The following is a 20,090-nucleotide window of genomic DNA, read 5'->3' on the forward strand; positions in this document are numbered from 1 at the left end:
AACATCAACATTGAACGATTACAAGAACAACGGCCCGGATAACGCTTTTCTGACGCCGATTTTGCCCGATCTGGAAGCTGTCAACCGGATTATCCGTCAACAGATGCATTCGGATGTTGCGCTTATCGGGCGCATTGCGGACTATATCATCAATGCGGGAGGCAAACGTATTCGTCCGGTTCTTGTTCTGTTAATGGCAAAAGCACTGGGCTATCAGGGGACTTTGCACCAGATTCTTGCGGCTACGATTGAATTCATTCATACCGCCACGTTGTTGCATGATGATGTGGTGGATGAATCCGAATTGAGGCGGGGCATTCCCAGTGCAAATGCGCTGTTCGGCAATGCATCTTCGGTTCTTGTTGGCGATTTTCTTTATACCCGTGCTTTCCAGATGATGGTTTCCGCAGGCAATATGCGTATTCTGGATGTTCTGGCGGATGCCACCAATCTTATTGCGGAAGGAGAGGTGCTTCAGCTGATGAATATACGCAATACCGATATTGACGAGGAAGGATACTTCAAGGTTATTTACGCCAAAACAGCGAAATTGTTTGAGGCATCCTCTGTAATCGGTGCTCTTGTCGCCGGTGCGGCCGAGAGCGAAATTGACGCGGCAGCCCGGTTTGGCCGGGCACTTGGAATGGCTTTCCAGTTGGTTGATGACATGCTCGATTATGCCGGTGACAAGGGTGTTATGGGAAAAAATGCCGGAAACGATCTGAAAGAAGGCAAAATGACTTTGCCTCTTATTTATCTGATGAAAAACGGCAGTACAGAGCAGAAGATATCTGTCCGGAAAAGTATCGAGGATAACGACGGAAGCTGTTTCGAAGGCGTTTTGCATGCTGTCCGGTCAGCCGGCGCACTGGCATATACGCACAGCAAGGCGCAACAGGCCGCTAGGGACGCGGCACAGGCTTTATCCGTTTTGAACAGTGGTCAATATAAAAAATCTCTGCTAGAATTGTCATCCTTTTCAGTGGAAAGAAATTATTAGTCTTTCCCGTTTTCAATTCGGGGTGTAGCTTAGCCTGGTAGAGCGCTACGTTCGGGACGTAGAGGCCGGAGGTTCGAATCCTCTCACCCCGACCAGTTTTCTTCACATTTCCATTTTGTTTGTCAGGTGGTTTCCGGGACGTTTGCAGCCTCGGTTGTTTGTCTGCCGTGGCGCATTCGCTTGTATCCGGCTTTTGCTGTACCTAGTTGTCCGGCAGAAAGCTGATTCGCTGTGGTTTTGCGTAAAGCTGACAACGGCTCTTTTTTGACGGCCGGATTAACAGGTGAACGGTCAGGTTTTTCCGGACGGAATATCCTGTAGATAGGGTGCTTGCCGTTTATGCCGGAGTGAGGGGGCAGTCAAAGATGATAATCTCTTTTACTCGTCTGATTTTCCGGTGAAAAAATTTTTTCTTATGTTCAATTGAGTTTTCATAACCAAAATGGAATAAAATCCAAAGGTTTGGCATTTTATCAATGCGTAAAACCGGCACGAATTCCAGAGGGGGCTTCCCGTTGTTCGGCTTTCGGCAGACGGGAAGTTTGTTTATTTCAAGTACACTGACAGAGATTTTTTATGTCCAACGAAACTATCAAGATGACCAGCGGGGAATATGTCCCTATTGAAATGCATAAAGTGAGGGTTGTTCAGAAACTCAATCTTTTGCCGATCGAAAAGCGTTTGAAAGCAATAGAAGACGCCGGTTACAATACTTTCCTGTTGCAAAATCGCGATGTCTTTATGGACATGCTGACGGATAGCGGCACCAATGCCATGTCTGACCGGCAGATCGCCTCGATGATGATTGCCGATGATGCCTACGCGGGGTCCGAATCGTTCAACCGTTTGCAGGAAGCCGTCGAGGAAGTATTGGGAACGGAATACTTCCTTCCGGCCCATCAGGGACGTGCTGCTGAGCATATTATTTCACAGGCCTTCATCAAAAAGGGCGATATCGTTCCCATGAATTTCCACTTTACGACGACCAAGGCACATGTCGAACTGGCCGGTGGGAAGGTTGTGGAGCTGTTTACGAATGATGCGCTTGAAATCCGGTCCGACAAGCCTTTCAAGGGCAATATGGATATCGGCAAACTGAAAGATCTGATCAAGACGGTTGGCAAGGACAAGATCCCCTATATCCGTATGGAAGCGGGAACCAACCTGATCGGTGGTCAGCCGTTTTCCGTTGAGAACATGCGTGCTGTACGGAAGGTCGCGGATGAAAACGGTATCCTGATCGTTCTGGATATCAGTCTGGTTTGCGAAAACATGTATTTCATCAAGATGCGTGAACAGGAATTCATGGACAAGTCTCCTGCGGAAATCCTGCGCACACTTTGCGATCTGGCCGATATCATTTATTTTTCGGCTCGCAAGATCAGTTGTTCGCGTGGAGGCGGTATTGCTACAAGGAATCGCGATCTTTATCTCAGAATGCGGGATCTGATTCCTCTCTTTGAAGGTTTTCTTACTTATGGCGGTATTTCCGTTCGGGAAATAGAATCCATGGCGGTCGGCTTGCGGGAAGCCACGGACTGGAATGTTATCCGCCATTCTCCTGAGTTCATCAAATATCTGGTGGACAGTCTGGATGCCAAGGGTATTCCGGTCATTACGCCGGCTGGCGGGCTGGGTGCCCATCTGGATGCAAGAGGGTTTTTGCCGCATCTGACGTCTTTCGATTATCCTGCTGGCGCACTGGCTGCCGCACTTTATATCGTTTCCGGGGTTCGCGGTATGGAACGGGGCACGATTTCGATGGATCGTGATGAACAGGGCAATGATGTCCCATCCGAGGTCGAATTGTTGCGTCTGGCTTTCCCGAGAAGGGTTTTCACGCTGTCGCAAGTCAAATATGCGGAAGATCGTATTGAATGGCTGTGGAAAAACCGTGAATTGATCGGTGGTCTGAAATTTACTGAAGAACCCAAGGTATTGCGTTTCTTTGTCGGACGCCTTGCTCCGACAACGGACTGGCCGCAGAAACTGCTTGCCAAATTCAGGGAAGATTTTGGCGACAGTTTGTAATCTTCAGTACGGATTCAGTTCAGGAAAGCGGCTGTCAGGGCCGCTTTTTTAACGGATACGAGATTGTTTTCCGGCAGTATGTCGGAATCACTGGTATTTTTTTCCGGTCCGAAACCCGGCAGGGTATCGGGAAAAACCGGAAAGTTTTTTGTCCGTGCGAACATGAAATGATAGTCTGTCCCGGATAGTGAATTGATGAGACGAAATAATATGCTGACTGTGCTTGAAAGTACCGGCTCCGTACTGGATTGTGCCTGGAAAATGGTGGCTGATTCCGGATTATCTGTTTTTGATGCGGTTCTTTCTTATGAACAAACTGCCGGTCGGGGGCAGTATGGACGATCCTGGATCAGTCCGAGGGGCAATGTTTATGCAGCAGTCCGGCTTCCTTCTGTTGCGCCGTTTGACAATATGGAAGCCGCTTTGGCATTGTCGTGTTGTATCGCTGCGACACTTTCCGATTTCGGGTTCGATACAAAAATCAAGTGGACGAATGATCTTGTTGTTGATGGCGGCAAGGTGGCCGGTATCCTTCTTGAGCAAAAGGGCGATAAGCTGATTGCCGGTTTTGGTATTAATGTCATGTCTTGTCCTGATTCCGGTGTTCTTCGTCAGGATGCGGCACTTCCGGCTACTTGCCTGTACAATATCAATCCTCAGGCGGCGGCGAATCTCACTCCTGAAACCATTGTGGAAAATCTGGTTGACCGGTTGAAAACGCTTGATCTTCGCAAGTTTGCGGGTTCGTGGCGTACAGAAGCTCTTTCCCGTCTTTTATGGCTGCATGAGGCGGTCTGTCTCGATGTTGACGGAATATCCATTCGTGGTGTTTTGGCCGGGATAGATGAGCATGGCGGCCTGATGCTGGCGACTCCGGAGGGTATTGCGAACCATATGAGGGGTACTCTGAGGAAGGTTTGACGGGATAGTCATAAAGTCCCGGTTCAGAAGGACGTATCGTCTGTCGTCTGTAATGTCCGCATTCAGTTCCTGAATGCCGTTTTGCCACATGTAAGGCAGTTCATATAGCGTCAGGGACTGTCGTGTAAAAATCCGGACGTTATTTGAAAATGTTTGCAATTCGAGAATGTTTGCGTAAAAAATACCACCCTAGCATATAATTTGTTTTTGTGAATTTTTTGGCTTTTGAAGCTAGCCTGATTGGCTTGGGAAAGATAAACAGTCGTCACCGCTTCCGGTTAAAGGTAGTTTTGCCATCCATTTTTATAGTTCAATCCCGTATGGTTGGGGTTAGCGGTAGATTTTTGATAACAGATTGAATCAGTGAGTGTGCAGAGAAAAGAAATGAATTTGAAAAAAAGAACCTTTGAGGAAGTCCGGGAGTCTCTGCGTGGCAAAGTCATCCTGGTCGTGAACCGCGGTATCCCGGCACGTCGTATTTGCCGGTCGATTAGTGAACGGTTTGAGGCTGTTTCGGCAATGACGGTGACCGATATTGACAAGACCCAGCCGGCTGCTGCCTCCGCTCAGGAGTTGATCCTTTTGGGTTCTGATCCTCGTGCTTATCTCAATCTTGAACGGATCATCGAACTGGCCAAGCAGCGTGATGTCGTGGCGATGCATCCGGGATGGGGTTTCGCCAGTGAAGACATGCTTTTTCCGAAACTGGCAGAAGAAGCGGGTATTACATTTATCGGTGCCTCTGCCGATGCCATGTACAAGCTGGGCAACAAGGTTCAGGCTCGTATCATTGCCCGTCAGGTAGGGGTTCCTGTTGTCCCGGGTTCGGATGATTCGGTGACGGTTGAACAGGCCCGGGCCATTATCGAGGAAATCGGCTTGCCGATCATGCTGAAAGCTGAAGGCGGTGGCGGTGGTCGCGGCATTTTCCGGGTGACCAATCAGGAGGAGCTGGAAGATGCGTTTTCGAAGGCTTCTGCCATGGCACAGGCTTCTTTTGGCAATCCCCGTCTGTTTGTCGAGAAGTATCTGCCAAATGTTCACCATATCGAAATCCAGGTTATCGCTGACCGTTGGGGCAATGTTTTCGCGTTTGATGAACGCGATTGTACGGTACAGCGCAACAATCAGAAACTTATTGAAATCACACCGTCTCCCTGGAAAGGGCTGACTCCGGAGTTGCGTGAACGACTGAAAGATTATGCCCGGCGAATGGTATCGGCAGTAGGATATCACTCGGTTGCCACGGTTGAGTTTCTTGTTACCGAGGATTCAACGCCTTACATGATCGAGGTCAATACCCGTTTGCAGGTTGAGCATGGTATCACCGAGAGCCGTTACGGGATCGATCTTGTCGAAGAACAGATCGCCATCGCATTCGGTTCGGAATTGCGCTTCAATGAAGAAAATACACGCCCGATTTTCACCTCGATGCAGGTTCGCGTCAATCTCGAAGATCCGCAGGATGGTTTTACTCCCAATTCAGGATTGATTACCCGTTATGTTTCCACGGGGGGGCCTGGTGTCCGTCTGGATTCGAATCTCTCGGCCGGTTATGAATTTCCGTCCAATTATGATTCGGCGGGTGCCTTGCTGATTACCTATTCGCATGATTGGCAGAAGACGATGGGCATTATGGAACGTGCCTTGTCCGAATATGTGATCGGAGGACTCAAGACGACGATTCCGTTCATGCAGACAATCATCAATGATGAGAATTTCCGTAACGGGAATATTACGACGACGTATATCCACGATCATCCGGAATTGCTCAATTACACGGATCTGGCTCCGGAAAATGAGCGACTGGCGAAGCTGGTGGCGGAAATTTCTGCCCGCGGATACAATCCGTATGTTTCATTGGGAACATACCGTAATCGCAACACTCCGTCACTGGGCAGTTTCAAGGCGATATTGCCGGAAATTACTCCTCAGGCCAAGCGTAAGCCTTCGCCGTATCCTCGTGGCGACCGTCGTGCACTGCTTGATTATGTACGTGACAGCGGAAAGATCCATTTTACGGATACCACAACACGCGACATGACCCAGTCGAACAACGGTAATCGCATGCGTCTGGCTGAAGACAGGCTGGTCGGACCTTATCTGGATAATCTCGGTCTGTTTTCCATTGAAAATGGCGGGGGCGCTCATTTCCATGTGGCCATGCTTGCCAACATGACTTATCCGTTCAGGGAAGCGCGTGAGTGGAACACTTTCGCACCGAAAACCCTGAAACAGTTGCTGATCCGTTCGACCAATGTGCTCGGTTACAGTCCGCAGCCAAGAAACCTCATGCGCCTGACGGGCGAGATGATCTGCGATCATTATGACGTGGTTCGGTGCTTCGATTTCCTGAATGAACCGGCCAATATGCTTCCGATTACGGAAGTTGTCATGGATCGCAAGGACAAGGTTTTCGAACCTGCCCTGTCGCTTTCCTATGCCAAGGGGTTTGATATCGACCATTACCTCAAGGTCACGGAATCCATTATCGCCATGATGTCCAAGGTTTCGGGCTTGCCGGAAAAAGCGGTTATCCGTGAATTCATTCTGGGCCTGAAGGACATGGCAGGTGTCTGCCCACCGAAATTCATGCGCGAGTTGGTTACGGCGCTCAGAAAACGGTGGCCGGAACTGGTTCTGCATTACCACCGGCATGTTACTGACGGACTTTTCCTGCCGGCTTGCGCTGCGGCAGCTGAAGCCGGTTGCCAGATTATTGATGCCGGACTGGGTGCTTCGGTTCGCAGTTACGGCCAGGGAGATATCGGTTCGCTGGCGGCCTATCTGGAAGAGGAGCTCGGTCTGGATATCAGCCTGAATCGTGAAGCCTTGCGGGATGCAAATTTTGTCTGCAAGCAGTTCATGCCGTATTTCGACCGTTACTGTTCGCCTTATTTCCAGGGTGTCGATCACGATGTTATCCGTTATGCCATGCCGGGCGGGGCGACTTCTTCTTCCCAGGAAGGTGCGGTCAAGCAGGGTTACATCCAGTTGCTTCCTTATATGCTCGATTTTCTGGCATATACCCGCCAGATCGTGCGTTACCACGATGTGACGCCAGGGTCGCAAACGACGTGGAATACCGCTTTCCTTGCGGTCACCGGGGCCTATAAACGTGGCGGCATGCCTGAGGTGCAGCAGTTGCTGTCCGTACTCAAAACCGTGACGGAAGTGAAGGAAGAAGATCTGCCGGAAGATATCAGACAGAAACGGCTGGATATTTACCGCGACTGCAATGAGGCATTCCAGAAGCTTCTGCTTGGACGGTTCGGGCGGCTTCCGCTTGGATTCCCGGCCGATTGGGTGTACCAGAGCGCTTTTGGTGCGGAATGGGAAAGTGCAATTGCTTCCCGTACGGAAGTTTCTCCACTGGAAAACCTGCCGCCTGTCGATATGGATGCCGAAAGGGCTGAATTGGCGAAACTTCTGAAGCGTGATCCGACGGATGAGGAATTCGTCATGTATCTGAATCATCCGGCGGATGCGATCAAAACCATTGAATTCCAGAAAAAATTCGGCAATCCGAATCATTTGCCGCTGGATGTGTGGTTTGAAGGGATCAAACCGGGGCAGACCCTTAATTTTAATACGTCAAGTGGCAAGCCGCACCAGATGCTTCTTCTGAGTATTGATCCGGTCAACGAGAGCGGGGTCGCGACAGTAAGATATGTCCTGGATTCCGAAATTCTGACGAGCGATGTCCAGATTGACGCACCTGTCACTGCGGCAGGTGGTGGTGGCGAATCTGTTATTGCCGAAAGCGGCAATCCTTATCATGTCGCCAGCCCGCGCAAGGCTGATCTCTGGATCGTTCATGTCAAGGAAGGCGATATCGTCAAGCAGGGACAGGAGCTTTTCAATGTTTCCATCATGAAGCAGGAAAGATCGGTTCTGTCTCCGGTGAACGGAATTGTCAAGAGAGTGGTCAAGACGGCCGATTTCAAGAAGGATCACCGTATGGTACCGGTTCTTGAAGGCGAGCTTATTGTCGAACTTTCTCCGGTGCCGAAATTGTGTCCGAAGTGTGCCTATCCGATTACGGATGAACAATCGCGGTTCTGCCCGAATTGTGGTACCAAGATTTCTGATCCATCCTGAGATGAGCGATATCGTGTGTGAGACTGGTGTCCGTTTGACAGGGAATCGGTAATCGGAATGTTTTAGAATGACAAAAGCCCCGTGGGAAACCCGCGGGGCTTTTGTCATTAAGGAAAGATCAGTATTTCATTTCCGGAAACCGGTTTGTCATCTGAATAAAAACAGCAACAGATTCCCGCTGTCATTCTGATTGCCATGATCAGTAAGGTTTTGTCCAGTAATCGGGTTCGGCGTAAATGGTCTTCAGCTGGTCGATAAAAAGACGGGTTTTCAATGGTAGATAAAGCTGTTGCGGATATACAGCCATGATGTCGTAGTTGGGGAGGGCGTAATCATCCAGAACGGTCACCAGTTTGCCCGAAGCCAGTTCAGATTGTATTTCCCAGGTAGAACGCCAGGCCAGACCGAATCCTTCCAGACACCATCGATGGAGCAGTTCGCCATCGTTGCAGTCAAGATTGCCTGAAGTGCGGACAATGACGGTCTTGTTGTTTTCCCTGAAATGCCATCCGCGTTGTTGGCCCCCTTGCAAATTGAAAGTCAGACAGTTGTGTTGGCCAAGGTCTTTAAGTGTTCTGGGTATTCCGTGTTTTCTTAAATAATCGGGAGAGGCGCATACAACGCGGTGATTGGAACAAAGTTTTACAGCGACAAGACTGGGGTCGATGGATCCCCCGATACGGATACTGAGGTCATAACCTTCCCGGACAAGGTCGACGACCTGATCGCTCAGATTGAACGAGATTTTTACATCAGGGTTGGCGGCAAGGAACGCGGGTGCATGAGGGGCGACGTGCTTTCTGCCAAAGGCGGCTGGTGCCGATACGATAAGGTGACCTGTTGCTTTGTTGAGACCTTCTCCGATCATTTGTTCGGCCTGTTCCAGTTCATCCAGAATTTTTCTGCAGTGATCAAGGAATACCGTACCTCGCTCAGTTAGTGTAAGATGACGAGTAGTGCGATGCATGAGTTTAATGCCAAGACGTCGTTCCAGCGCATCGATACGCCGCCCCAGCATAACAGGAGTGATTCCTAGCACAAGCGAAGCTTTGGCCAGACTCCCTTTTTCTGCGGCATTAACGAATGCTTCAATTTGTTTGATTTTGTCCATTAATGCGATTCCTTACAAAAAGTATCGAATCAAACGATTTTTTATTATCTTATCAAACAAAAAAATCATCTATATAATGCGATTTAATTGCAATTATTAAAATTTGAATTGTTTCAACCTGGAGGTGCTTCATGGCAAAAATGACCGCAGCCGAAGCGGCTGTCTATGTATTGGAAAAAGAAGGTGTTACCCAATTGTTCGGTATCCCCGGTGCCGGTATCAATCCGCTTTATGCGGCACTGAAAAAGCATGGCACCATGAAGCATATTCTGGCACGTCACGGCGAGGGCATCGCCCATATGGCTGAAGGTTATACACGTGCCAAACAGGGCAATATCGGTGTCGGCATCTGTACTTCCGGTCCGGCGGCAACCGATATGATTACCGGGCTTTATTCCGCCATTGCCGATTCCACTCCGATTCTGGCTATTACCGGGCAGGCTCCTCGTGCAAAGCTCTTCAAGGAAGATTTCCAGGCTGTTGATATCGAAAAAATCGCTGCACCGGTTGCCAAAATGGCCGTAACGGTTCGTGAACCGGCACTGGTTCCGTGGACTTTGCAGAAAGCATTTTATCTGATGCGTACCGGCCGCCAGGGCCCTTGCCTGATTGATCTTCCGCTGGACGTCCAGATGGGTGAAATCGAATTCGATCCGGATACATATGCTCCTCTGGAAGTCTCCAAGCCACGAGCAACCCGTGCACAGATTGAAAAAGCTCTGGGCATGTTGAATGATGCCGAAAAACCGCTGATTATTGCGGGCGGCGGTGTTATTCTGGCGGATGCTTCCCCATTGCTGGTCGAATTGGCTGAAATCCTGGGTGTGCCGGTTGTTCCGACGCTGATGGGCTGGGGTTCGATTCCGGATGAGCACGATCTCAATGCCGGTATGGTCGGTATACAGACACATCACCGTTACGGCAATGCTTCTTTCCTGGCTTCCGATTTCATTATGGGTATTGGTAACCGTTGGGCAAACCGTCATACCGGTGGTCTGGAAACCTACACCAAGGGACGCAAGTTTGTTCATATCGATATTGAACCGACCCAGCTGGGCAAGGTTTTCTGTCCGGATTACGGTATTGTTTCGGATGCAAAAGAAGCGCTGGAACAGCTTGTTGAACTGGCCAAGGAGTGGAAGGCAGCAGGCAAGCTCAAGGATCGTTCCGCATGGGCAGCTGAATGCTTAAAGCGCAAACGGACCATGCTGCGTCGTACCGACTATGACGATGTCCCGATGAAACCGCAGCGTGTTTATCAGGAAATGAACAATTTCTTTGGCAAGGATGTTCATTATGTGACGGCGATCGGTCTTTCTCAGATCGGTGCTGCACAGCATCTTAAAGTCCAGCAGCCACGTGGCTGGATCAACTGTGGGCAGGCGGGTCCTTTGGGATGGACGATTCCTGCGGCACTTGGTGTTCGCGCAGCATTGCCGGATGCTGATATCGTTGCCCTGTCCGGTGACTTCGATTTCCAGTTCATGATTGAAGAGCTGGCAGTGGGTGCTCACTTCAAGTTGCCGTATATCCACATCGTCGTCAACAATTCCTATCTGGGACTGATCCGTCAGGGGCAGCTGGGATTCAATAATCTGGATTATTGCGTCCAGCTTTCTTTTGAGAATATCAATTCACCGGAAGTGAACGGTTACGGTATTGATTTTGTCAAGGTTGCGGAAGGCCTTGGGTGCAAAGCCATTCGTGTACACAAGCCTGATGAGCTGATTCCGGCGTTCAAGAAAGCTCGTGAGCTGATGAAAGAGTTCCAGGTTCCGGTTGTAGTGGAAGCTATTCTGGAAAGAGTGACCAATATTCCGATGGGCGGAAACCTTGACCAGATCAATGAATTTGGCGGTGCCCTTGACGTTAACGAATAAGAAAAAGGAGAAAAACAATGCCAAAAATGGCTGCCAATCTGTCCATGTTGTTTAATGAAGTGCCTTTCATGGATCGTTTTGATGCTGCTGCCAAAGCAGGTTTTACCGGTGTTGAATACCTGTTTCCGTATGATTACGATCTGGATGCGATTGCCGAAAAATTGCAGAAAAACAATCTGACGCAGGTATTGTTCAATTTGCCAGCCGGTAATTGGGCCGCTGGTGAACGTGGCATTGCCTGTCATCCTGAACGTGTCAGCGAATTTCAGGAAGGTGTCGGCAAGGCGATTGATGCCGCCAAGAAATTGGGCTGCAAGCAGGTGAACTGTCTGTCTGGTCCTGTTCTGCCAGGTGTTTCAGAAGACAAACTGCGTGCCACGTTCGTTTCCAATCTGAAGTTTGCCGCTGAAAAAACTGAAAGCGGAAGGTATTCGTCTGGTTACGGAGCCTGTCAATACGATCGATATGAAAAACGCGTATCTGAATCATACGCAACAGGCTGTAGATATCATCCGTGAAACGGGTTCCGACAATCTGTTCATCCAGTACGATATCTATCACATGCAGCGGATGGAAGGTGAGCTGGCCAATACCATCAAGGCAAACCTGCCGCTGATCAAGCATATGCAGCTGGCGGACTTGCCGAATCGCAATGAACCGGGTACGGGTGAAATCAATTACCACTTCCTGTTCAAATTCATTGATGATATCGGGTATGACGGTTGGATCGGCTGTGAATACAGACCGAAAACCACGACGGTTGAAGGTCTCGGCTGGCTGAAAGAATATAACGTCAAGTAATCGGATATAACGTAAACAAGGTAACTGGAGAAAATAATGGCAAATATTGGTTTTATTGGTTTGGGTATCATGGGCGTGCCGATGGCCGTCAACCTGCAGCAGAAAGGTGGAAACAAGCTGTTTGTCAATGATAAAAAGGCACCGCCTGCCGTATTGCTGGATGGTGGCGCTGTAGCTTGCGCCAATGGTGCAGAAGTCGCCAAACAGTCTGATATCGTTTTCATCATGGTACCGGATACACCGGATGTCGAAGCGGTTCTGTTCGGTGAGAATGGTGTCGCCCAGGGATTGAGTGCCGGAAAGATTGTCGTTGACATGAGCTCGATTTCTCCTATCGCAACCAAGGAATTTGCCAAAAAGATCAATGATCTGGGCTGTGAATATCTGGACGCTCCGGTATCCGGTGGCGAAGTCGGCGCCAAGGCCGGTTCTCTGACCATCATGGTTGGCGGCAAGGAAGAAACTTTCAACAAGGTCAAACCTCTGTTTGAACTGATGGGCCAGAATATTACGCTGGTCGGTGGCAATGGCGACGGGCAGACTACCAAGGTCGCCAATCAGATTATCGTCGCGCTGAATATTCAGGCTGTTGCCGAGGCACTTCTGTTTGCTTCCAAGGCTGGTGCTGATCCTGCCAAGGTTCGCCAGGCATTGATGGGTGGTTTCGCGTCGTCCCGTATTCTGGAAGTTCATGGCGAACGCATGATCAAGCGTACTTTCAATCCGGGTTTCAGAATCAATCTGCACCAGAAAGACCTGAATCTGGCATTGCAGGGCGCGAAGTCGCTGGGTATTTCCCTGCCGAATACAGCGACCGCTCAGGAATTGATGAATGCTTGTGCAGCAAATGGCCTTTCCGCAATGGACCATTCCGCTTTGTGCCGTGCAGTGGAAATCATGTCAGCCCACGAAATTGCCAAGGCGTAAGACTGACTTTTCGATAATTTTATCCGGTGAAAGCCTTGGCTTTCACCGGAATAATTTGACTTGAGGCCATCAAAAAGGAGGCGGAATGAATTCGCTTTTATGCGGGTTTTTTCGCGTTTATCCGGTTTGATGGTTTTTTTATTCAGGATTGATTGTAATGATGTCTATCGATAATCCCAGACAGTTTTTGCTGGATCTCTATTCCAGTGCCATTTCGGCTGTAAGTGCAGCAAAAAGCTTGCCTCAGTATTTGCCAAAACCCGTGCCAGGAGGAAGAACCATTGTTATTGGCGCAGGAAAGGGAGCCGCCGCCATGGCGAAGGCTGTTGAGGATCACTGGCAAGGCGATCTTACCGGATTGGTCGTGACTCGTTATGAACATGGTTTGCCGTGCAAGCATATCGAAGTGGTCGAGGCATCTCATCCCGTACCGGATGCCGCGGGGCGAGATGCGGCAGAACGCATGCTGAAAATGGTTCAGGGACTGACGGAAAAGGATATGGTTATATGTCTGATTTCAGGTGGTGGATCTGCACTGCTGGCATTGCCTTCCAAAAATATCAGCCTTGAGCAGAAACAGCAGATCAATCGGAAATTGTTGAGAAGCGGCGCCAGTATTTCCGAGATGAATTGTGTCAGAAAGCATTTGTCCGATATCAAGGGAGGACGTCTGGCATTGGCTTGTGCTCCGGCAAAAGTGGTTACTCTGATGATTTCCGATATTCCGGGCGATGATCCGGGAATTATAGCTAGCGGTCCGACATTGCCTGATCCGACTACCTGTGAAGATGCCTTGGCTATTCTGAAGAAATACCAGATTGATGTACCGGAAAATGTACGGGAGCATCTTGAATCTGGCGAAGGAGAGACACCCAAACCGGGTGATTCACGTTTCGTCCGTAATGAAAGCCATATCATTGCGACGGCGCAAGATGCGCTGGAGGCCGCAGCCAATACTGCCCGTGAAAACGGTGTTACGCCTTATATTCTGTCTGACTGTATTGAAGGTGAGGCCAGAGATATTGCCTTGATGCATGCGGCAATAGCGAGACAGGTTGTTCAACGCGGGCAGCCATTTCAGAAACCGTGCGTCATTATTTCCGGCGGTGAAACGACGGTTACGGTAAAAGGGGATGGTCGTGGAGGACGAAACGCGGAATTTCTGCTGAGTTTGGCGATTGCGCTCAATGACCAGCCCGGAATTTATGCCATTGCCTGTGATACCGATGGTATTGATGGTTCGGAAGACAACGCGGGAGCGCTGTATGCCCCGGGTTCCATCTCGCGTGCCGAATCGCAGGGAATCCGGCCTCGCAAGATGCTTGACAATAATGACGGATATGGTTTCTTCAGTGCATTAAATGACCTGATCGTGACGGGACCGTCAAGAACGAATGTCAATGATTTTCGTGCGATATTAATTATTTGAAAAAGAACGAAAGAATATTATGCGACGTCAACGTAAGGCAAAGATTGTAGCAACGCTGGGACCGGCAAGTTCGACAAAAGAGATGATTCTCTCTCTTTTTGAAGCAGGGGTGGATGTTTTCCGTTTCAATTTCAGTCATGGAACACAGGACGACCATCGTGCCCGACATGAAGCGGTGCGCGAGGTTGAACGTCTCGTTGGGCGGCCCATTGCGATTCTTGCGGATCTTCAGGGACCCAAATTGCGTATCGGCAAATTTGCCAATGGAAAAGTACAGTTGGAAACAGGTGCGGAGTTTGTTTTCGACCGCAATACCGCTGACGGAGATGGAAAACGGGTTAATCTGCCTCATCCGGAATTGTTCGGCGTCATGGATGTCGGACATTCGATTTCACTGGATGATGGCAAGCTCAAGATGAAAGTTGTTGAAAGCACGCCTGATGAAATACGTACCCGGATTGTAACGGGTGGACCTTTATCAGACCGCAAGGGGGTCAATGTTCCTGATGTCGTTCTGCCTATTCCGATTTTGACCGAGAAAGATCGCAGGGATCTGGAGTTCGCCTTGTCACTTGGTGTGGACTGGGTAGCATTGTCTTTTGTACAGCGACCGGAAGATTTGGTGGAAGCACGTCGTCTGATCGCCGGTCGTGCCGGTTTAATGACGAAACTGGAGAAGCCGGCTGCGCTGGATCATCTTGATGAAATTGTGATGGCATCGGATTCGGTGATGGTCGCGCGTGGCGATCTGGGCGTGGAACTTCCTCCGGAAAAAGTTCCAGGTGCCCAAAGAAGAATATTGCGTGCCTGCCGTCATTATGGAAAGCCGAGCATTGTGGCAACCCAAATGCTGGAGTCCATGATCGCTTCGCCGACTCCAACAAGGGCCGAGGCTTCGGATGTCGCCAGTGCCGTGTATGATGGCGCCGATGCCGTCATGCTTTCCGCTGAATCCGCAAGTGGTGCCTATCCGGTACAGGCTGTCTCGATTATGGACCGTATCATCAATGAAGTGGAAAGTGATCCGTTTTACCCGAAAATGATCAATGTGCAACACGATGTTTCATTGCCGTCAAAGAGTGATGCCATTTGCTCTGCACTGAAAACGGTTTCCGAAATGATCGGTGCGGTAGTCAATGTGACTTATACGGATTCTGGCAATACCAGTTTGCGTGCAGCCCGTGAAAGACCGCTTGCGCCGATTTTGAGTATTACCCCACATTTGTATACAGCAAGAAGGCTTGCCTTGGCATGGGGCGTTCATTCGACTGTTATCGATCATGATGTGAAAGACGTTGATGAAATGGTCGATGCAGCGTGCAGGACAGCCTATTCGGAAGGGTTTGCGCAACCAGGTGAGCAGCTGGCTATTGCTGCCGGTATGCCCTTTGGACAACCTGGAACGACGAATTTGTTGCGAATTGCTGAAATAGGTCCGCAGAAATAAATATCCGTTTTTATGGAGCAGGGCCGGGAGGCCCTGTTTTTTTATACAAGCCGGAAATTTACTGCTGGTAACAGACTTTTTACAAATTGTGCGGGAAAAAACATGGAAAATTTTCTTTTTCCGGAAGGAATATCAAAAAAAAGAAATTTTATTGTGTCTGAAGAACAGACAGCCCGTTATTTGGGAAGCGGCAGAAGTGACGTTCTGGCTACACCTGCCTTGGTCGCATGGATGGAAGCGGTTGCGCAGGAAATTGTGGATGACGTTTTGCCGACTGACTGGCAGTCAGTCGGGAATTACATTGAATTGCGCCACAGTGCAATGGTACCTGTTGGATCAACGGTAGAGATTCAGGCCGTATTGAGTCGTGTTGACGAAAAGGAACTGATATTTGCGGTCAGTGCTTTTGACGAATCCGGAATCATTTCTGAGGGGATTCATAAAAGGACTTTTTCCAGAACAGCAGTCCTGAAAAGACTCCTGAAAAGGAAGAAATAGAAGAAACTGAATATTTTCAGGTAATTATAACAATACAATTGAAGCCGGTTTTATCCGTTTTATCGTTGTCGTAAAGTATGGATAAAAAATCTAATCTTGACCGAGGTCATGGTCAGCAAAAAATTGTTCTCGCACAATAGTCAAGCAATCAGGCGAAGAACTTATGGAATATCTAATTTCTTCGCTGCTATTGGTAAGAGTGCATAGTCTAAAAACAAGCGGGGAATAACATCCGCAGTGACCATGTTTGTAGTAATCATTAAAGGAGAGTAGATCTATGGCTACACAAGAAAAGTACCCTAATCGGTGGGTTCAGCTCGCTCTGGGTATCATCTGTATGGCAACGGTGGCGAACTGCCAGTACGGCTGGACGCTGTTCGTTGCTCCGATTGAAGATAAATACCACTGGGCCCGTACAGCCATTCAGCTGTCGTTCACCATCTTCCTGTTTTTCGAAACCTGGCTGGTTCCTCTGGAAGGATGGGGCGTTGACAAGTTCGGCCCGCGTCCGGTCATTATTTTCGGTGCTATTCTGGTTACCATCGGCTGGATTATCTGTTCCAAGGCTTCCAGCCTGGGTGTTCTGTATTTCGCCCAGATCCTGACCGGTGCCGGCGCCGGTGCCGTGTACGGTACCTGTTCCGGTAACTCGCTGAAATGGTTCCCGGACAAACGGGGTCTGGCAGCGGGTGCGACGGCAGCCGGTTTCGGTGGCGGTGCTGCTATTACCGTTATTCCGGTCGCCAACATGATCAATACCTCTGGCTATGAACAGGCGTTCTTCGTCTTCGGTATTGTTCAGGGTATCATCATTACCTGCTGTGCACTGTTCATGCCACGTGCCAAACTGCCACCCGGAACGAAAGCAGTTCCACGTGTTATTTCTTCCAAGAAAAACTATAATCCGGCACAAATCGTCAGAGAACCCTTGTTCTGGCTGATCTACGTCTGCTTCGTGGGTGTTGCCTCCGGCGGTATCATGGCGACAGCTTCGTTCGGTCCGGTTTCCCGCGACTACGGTCTGGACAAGATTCCGGTCACCTGCCTGGGTGTCACCCTGCCGCTGCTGACCATGGCCATGTCCATCGACAACATCTGTAACGGTGCATCCCGTCCTATCATGGGTTATCTGTCCGACCGTTTCGGCCGTGAAAACATTATGTTCGTTGTGTTCATGGGTGAAGCAGCTGCCTTGCTGGGTCTGGTCTTCTGGGGCCGTCAGCCACTCGGCTTCATGTTCTTCGCAGGTATGACGTTCGCATGCTGGGGTGAAATCTTCTCGCTGTTCCCGTCCATGTGTGCCGATACGTTTGGTAGTGCCAATGCAGCAGGTAATGCCGGTACGCTGTATACCGCGAAAGGAACTTCTTCCCTTATTGTTCCGCTGGCAGCCGGTTTGGCCAAAGGCGGTAACTGGAACCGTACCTTCGTTCTGTCGGCATGTATCGCAGCAATCTGCTCCTGCCTGGCATTGTTTGTCCTGAAACCGTGGCGTCGCCGTTTCATCGAAAACAACAACAAGGAAATCGAAGCACAGGAAGCTGCCGCAGCCGCTGCTGCCAAGTAATCCTGACAGGGCCGGTATCATTGCCGGCCCTGTAGCGGATTTTCTGTAATATAAAAAGCGGCAACACTAAAAGTGTTGCCGCTTTTTATTGTGACTGGAACGGGGAAATGGCCAATAAAAGAGATCAGATTTTTCCCTGATTTTTGAGTCTGCTCAGGGTTTCCGGTGAAAGATTGAGATAGGATGCCAGTTCTTTTTTCGGCATCCGGTCAAACAGATCGGGGTGTTTGCGCAGGAAACGATGAACCCGACCGGGAGCGTCCAGCAAATGCAGGGAAATGGTATGTGACATGATACTGCTCATAATGCGCATGACTTCCATTTCGAAACGCTGTTTGAGAACGGGATGTGTTTCAATAAAGGCAACCCATTGCGGCATGGCGATCCGTGCAATTCGCGCTTTTGTGACCGTTATAACGCTGAATGGTGCAGCTTTGTTGAACTTCCATGAAGCATAAGTCGCTTCCATATATCTTTCGCTGGTAAAGCGCAAAATCATTTCCTTGGCATGCTGGTTGGCGACAGATCTTTTCAGGATACCATCCAGTACAAAAATGACCTCCAGGTCGCTGTCTCCCTGATGGGTCAGGCAGTCTCCTTTGGAATGGTCTGAAATATCAAGATGTGGTTCCAGTTCTGCCAATTCATTTTGGGACAATTCCTTCAATATGCAATTTTGAGAAAGCTGCACACGAATAATATTTTTCTCAGGATGATTTGCTATTAAGGCCATGAATTTTCTGCTTCAGTTTTGACGTAACGTGACTAAAACACTCGAAAATAATTGACGAAAGTCAAGAAGTTCTAGTTTGAATTTGGAAACTTGACTGTGGTCAAGAATATATCAGGAGTTGAGAAGCTATGATAGATGTCAGCTTAAATATTTGACGGAAAATTGAAGAATGTTAGGGAAGTATCGTTTTTCCGCCAAATATTATAGTCATTTGGTTTTCATCCTGTGAGAGCTGGCCGTAACAGGAATCGGCTTCTACAGGAAAGTTGTAGTTTACAGCGCACAATCAACCAATAACATTGGAGGAAGAGAAATATGGGTAGCAAAGCATTATCCGGAGTAAGAATTCTGGACATGACCCACGTACAGGCGGGGCCGACCTCGTCCCAGCTGTTGGCATGGATGGGAGCGGACGTCATCAAGTTCGAAAATCCGACGGGCGACATCACACGTAAACAGCTGCGTCACGATCCGAACAAGGACAGCTTGTACTTCACCATGTTGAACAGCAACAAGCGTTCGATCATTGCGAACATGAAGAGCAAGGCAGGCTGCGAAATTTTCGAAGAACTGCTGAGAAAATGCGACGTCATCATGGAAAACTTTGGACCTGGCGTGCTGGCAAGATTCGGCTACACCTGGGAAAAGATCCATGAAATCAACCCGGCCATCATCTACGCTACCATCAAAGGCTTCGGTTCCTCCGGACCATACAGCGACTACAAGGCCTACGAACCGATCGCCCAGGCAATGGGTGGTTCCATGTCCACAACCGGTTTCCCGGAAAATCCGCCGACCATCACAGGTGCCCAGATTGGTGACACCGGTACCGGTCTGCACCTGGCCATCGGTATCTGCGCAGCCCTGTACCACAGAACCCACAACGGTGGAATCGGACAGGAAGTCGAAGCAGCCATGCAGGAATCCGTCATGAACCTGTGCCGCGTCAAATTCCGTGACCAGGGTCGTCTGATGGGAGGCAAAGCCGCATTGCCGGAATACAGCCGTCCGACCCTGGGACTGACCGCCGTACCTCGTGCAGGTAACGACTCCGGTGGTGGCCAGCTGGGTAACTGTATCCCATGTAAACCTTTCGGAACCAACGACTACGTCTACTTCATTGTCCAGGAAGCCAACTGGCCGGTAGTGGCAAGAGCCATTGGAGACGAAGCACTGGTAACAGACGAACGCTTTGCGACCCTGGCAGAACGTCGTAAAAACCAGAACGAACTGTGGAAAATGATCGCAGACTTTGCGAAGAACTACACCAAACGTGAATTCACCGCATTCTGCAACGAAAAGAACATCCCGTGCGGACCGGTTCTGTCCACAGAAGAAATCATGACAGACCCACACGTTGCACACCGTGAAATGATCGTCAAGGTAGAAGGCCATCCGCAAGGAGACTACTACACCGTTGGTATGCCGATCAAACTGTCGATGGGTAACGTAGACAAGATTCTGCCGGCACCGATGCTGGGTGAACACACGGAAGAAATCCTGAAAGAAGTTTGCGGATTCTCGGCAGAGAAGATTGCGGAACTGAAAGCGGGCGGAGCTTTCGACGTACCACCGAAGAAGAAAAAATAATGGTGAGTCAATTGTTTTAATGAAGTGATTCATTAACTTTTGCAGGATGGGTGG

At 49.5% G+C, this 20,090-nt stretch carries 13 protein-coding genes, 1 tRNA gene and 1 pseudogene; 13 read left to right on the forward strand and 2 right to left on the reverse strand.

Going from position 1 to position 20,090, the window contains the following annotated elements; translation table 11 throughout:
• Nucleotides 1–10 precede the first annotated feature (10 nt).
• From NB647_RS01395 to NB647_RS01415, 5 genes are all read left to right on the forward strand, one after another.
• Nucleotides 11–1,000, forward strand: a complete 990-nt coding sequence (locus NB647_RS01395) for a polyprenyl synthetase family protein (protein ID WP_269283779.1) — start codon at nucleotides 11–13, stop codon at nucleotides 998–1,000.
• 18 nt (nucleotides 1,001–1,018) lie between these two features.
• Nucleotides 1,019–1,095 (forward strand) — tRNA-Pro (locus NB647_RS01400).
• 481 nt (nucleotides 1,096–1,576) lie between these two features.
• Nucleotides 1,577–3,031, forward strand: coding sequence for a tryptophanase (locus NB647_RS01405; protein WP_269283780.1), 1,455 nt, complete (start codon nucleotides 1,577–1,579; stop codon nucleotides 3,029–3,031).
• A 195-nt stretch (nucleotides 3,032–3,226) separates the two neighbouring features.
• Nucleotides 3,227–3,952 carry a biotin--[acetyl-CoA-carboxylase] ligase gene (locus tag NB647_RS01410; protein ID WP_269283781.1) on the forward strand — a complete coding sequence of 242 codons (726 nt, stop codon included), beginning with the start codon at nucleotides 3,227–3,229 and terminating at the stop codon, nucleotides 3,950–3,952.
• 384 nt (nucleotides 3,953–4,336) lie between these two features.
• A complete protein-coding gene (locus tag NB647_RS01415) occupies nucleotides 4,337–8,053 on the forward strand; it encodes a pyruvate carboxylase (RefSeq protein ID WP_269264781.1) in 3,717 nt (1,238 codons plus the stop codon).
• Between the two features lie 199 nt (nucleotides 8,054–8,252).
• On the opposite strand, the gene NB647_RS01420 is transcribed toward NB647_RS01415, so the two are convergent.
• The gene (locus NB647_RS01420) at nucleotides 8,253–9,164 is read right to left on the reverse strand and encodes a LysR family transcriptional regulator (protein ID WP_269264782.1); all 912 of its coding nucleotides are present in this window, start codon (nucleotides 9,162–9,164) and stop codon (nucleotides 8,253–8,255) included.
• Nucleotides 9,165–9,295: 131 nt separating this feature from the next.
• On the opposite strand from NB647_RS01420, the gene gcl reads away from it, so the two are divergent.
• The 7 genes and pseudogenes from gcl to oxlT all read left to right on the forward strand — a co-directional run bounded on the left by gcl (nucleotide 9,296) and on the right by oxlT (nucleotide 17,713).
• Complete coding sequence (gene gcl / locus NB647_RS01425; RefSeq protein WP_269264783.1) at nucleotides 9,296–11,044, forward strand: glyoxylate carboligase; 1,749 nt, start codon at nucleotides 9,296–9,298, stop codon at nucleotides 11,042–11,044.
• A 17-nt stretch (nucleotides 11,045–11,061) separates the two neighbouring features.
• A pseudogene (gene hyi / locus NB647_RS01430) lies at nucleotides 11,062–11,845 on the forward strand (hydroxypyruvate isomerase).
• Between the two features lie 36 nt (nucleotides 11,846–11,881).
• Complete coding sequence (glxR, locus tag NB647_RS01435; RefSeq protein ID WP_269264785.1) at nucleotides 11,882–12,772, forward strand: 2-hydroxy-3-oxopropionate reductase; 891 nt, start codon at nucleotides 11,882–11,884, stop codon at nucleotides 12,770–12,772.
• A gap of 160 nt (nucleotides 12,773–12,932) precedes the next feature.
• A complete protein-coding gene (locus tag NB647_RS01440) occupies nucleotides 12,933–14,201 on the forward strand; it encodes a glycerate kinase type-2 family protein (protein ID WP_269284682.1) in 1,269 nt (422 codons plus the stop codon).
• 19 nt (nucleotides 14,202–14,220) lie between these two features.
• Complete coding sequence (gene pyk / locus NB647_RS01445) at nucleotides 14,221–15,648, forward strand: pyruvate kinase (protein ID WP_269264786.1); 1,428 nt, start codon at nucleotides 14,221–14,223, stop codon at nucleotides 15,646–15,648.
• Nucleotides 15,649–15,750: 102 nt separating this feature from the next.
• Nucleotides 15,751–16,146, forward strand: a complete 396-nt coding sequence (locus NB647_RS01450; RefSeq protein ID WP_269283782.1) for a thioesterase family protein — start codon at nucleotides 15,751–15,753, stop codon at nucleotides 16,144–16,146.
• A gap of 277 nt (nucleotides 16,147–16,423) precedes the next feature.
• Complete coding sequence (gene oxlT / locus NB647_RS01455; protein ID WP_269264788.1) at nucleotides 16,424–17,713, forward strand: oxalate/formate MFS antiporter; 1,290 nt, start codon at nucleotides 16,424–16,426, stop codon at nucleotides 17,711–17,713.
• A gap of 124 nt (nucleotides 17,714–17,837) precedes the next feature.
• On the opposite strand, the gene NB647_RS01460 is transcribed toward oxlT, so the two are convergent.
• Complete coding sequence (locus tag NB647_RS01460; protein ID WP_269283784.1) at nucleotides 17,838–18,446, reverse strand: Crp/Fnr family transcriptional regulator; 609 nt, start codon at nucleotides 18,444–18,446, stop codon at nucleotides 17,838–17,840.
• Between the two features lie 315 nt (nucleotides 18,447–18,761).
• On the opposite strand from NB647_RS01460, the gene frc reads away from it, so the two are divergent.
• Nucleotides 18,762–20,036 (forward strand): formyl-CoA transferase, encoded by a 1,275-nt coding sequence (frc, locus tag NB647_RS01465; RefSeq protein WP_269283785.1) that lies wholly within the window; start codon nucleotides 18,762–18,764, stop codon nucleotides 20,034–20,036.
• The last annotated feature ends 54 nt before the right edge of the window (nucleotides 20,037–20,090 follow it).

Origin of the sequence: Oxalobacter aliiformigenes (assembly GCF_027116575.1) — a bacterium.
GTDB classification, from domain to species: Bacteria; Pseudomonadota; Gammaproteobacteria; order Burkholderiales; family Burkholderiaceae_D; genus Oxalobacter; species Oxalobacter aliiformigenes.

Coding starts and splice junctions, on each gene's coding strand:
- NB647_RS01405 (WP_269283780.1), top strand. CDS start 1,577: ATGTCCAACGAAACTATCAAGATGACCAGCGGGGAATATGTCCCTATT.
- NB647_RS01410 (WP_269283781.1), top strand. CDS start 3,227: ATGAGACGAAATAATATGCTGACTGTGCTTGAAAGTACCGGCTCCGTA.
- NB647_RS01415 (WP_269264781.1), top strand. CDS start 4,337: ATGAATTTGAAAAAAAGAACCTTTGAGGAAGTCCGGGAGTCTCTGCGT.
- NB647_RS01420 (WP_269264782.1), bottom strand. CDS start 9,164: ATGGACAAAATCAAACAAATTGAAGCATTCGTTAATGCCGCAGAAAAA.
- gcl (WP_269264783.1), top strand. CDS start 9,296: ATGGCAAAAATGACCGCAGCCGAAGCGGCTGTCTATGTATTGGAAAAA.
- glxR (WP_269264785.1), top strand. CDS start 11,882: ATGGCAAATATTGGTTTTATTGGTTTGGGTATCATGGGCGTGCCGATG.
- NB647_RS01440 (WP_269284682.1), top strand. CDS start 12,933: ATGTCTATCGATAATCCCAGACAGTTTTTGCTGGATCTCTATTCCAGT.
- pyk (WP_269264786.1), top strand. CDS start 14,221: ATGCGACGTCAACGTAAGGCAAAGATTGTAGCAACGCTGGGACCGGCA.
- NB647_RS01450 (WP_269283782.1), top strand. CDS start 15,751: ATGGAAAATTTTCTTTTTCCGGAAGGAATATCAAAAAAAAGAAATTTT.
- oxlT (WP_269264788.1), top strand. CDS start 16,424: ATGGCTACACAAGAAAAGTACCCTAATCGGTGGGTTCAGCTCGCTCTG.
- NB647_RS01460 (WP_269283784.1), bottom strand. CDS start 18,446: ATGGCCTTAATAGCAAATCATCCTGAGAAAAATATTATTCGTGTGCAG.
- frc (WP_269283785.1), top strand. CDS start 18,762: ATGGGTAGCAAAGCATTATCCGGAGTAAGAATTCTGGACATGACCCAC.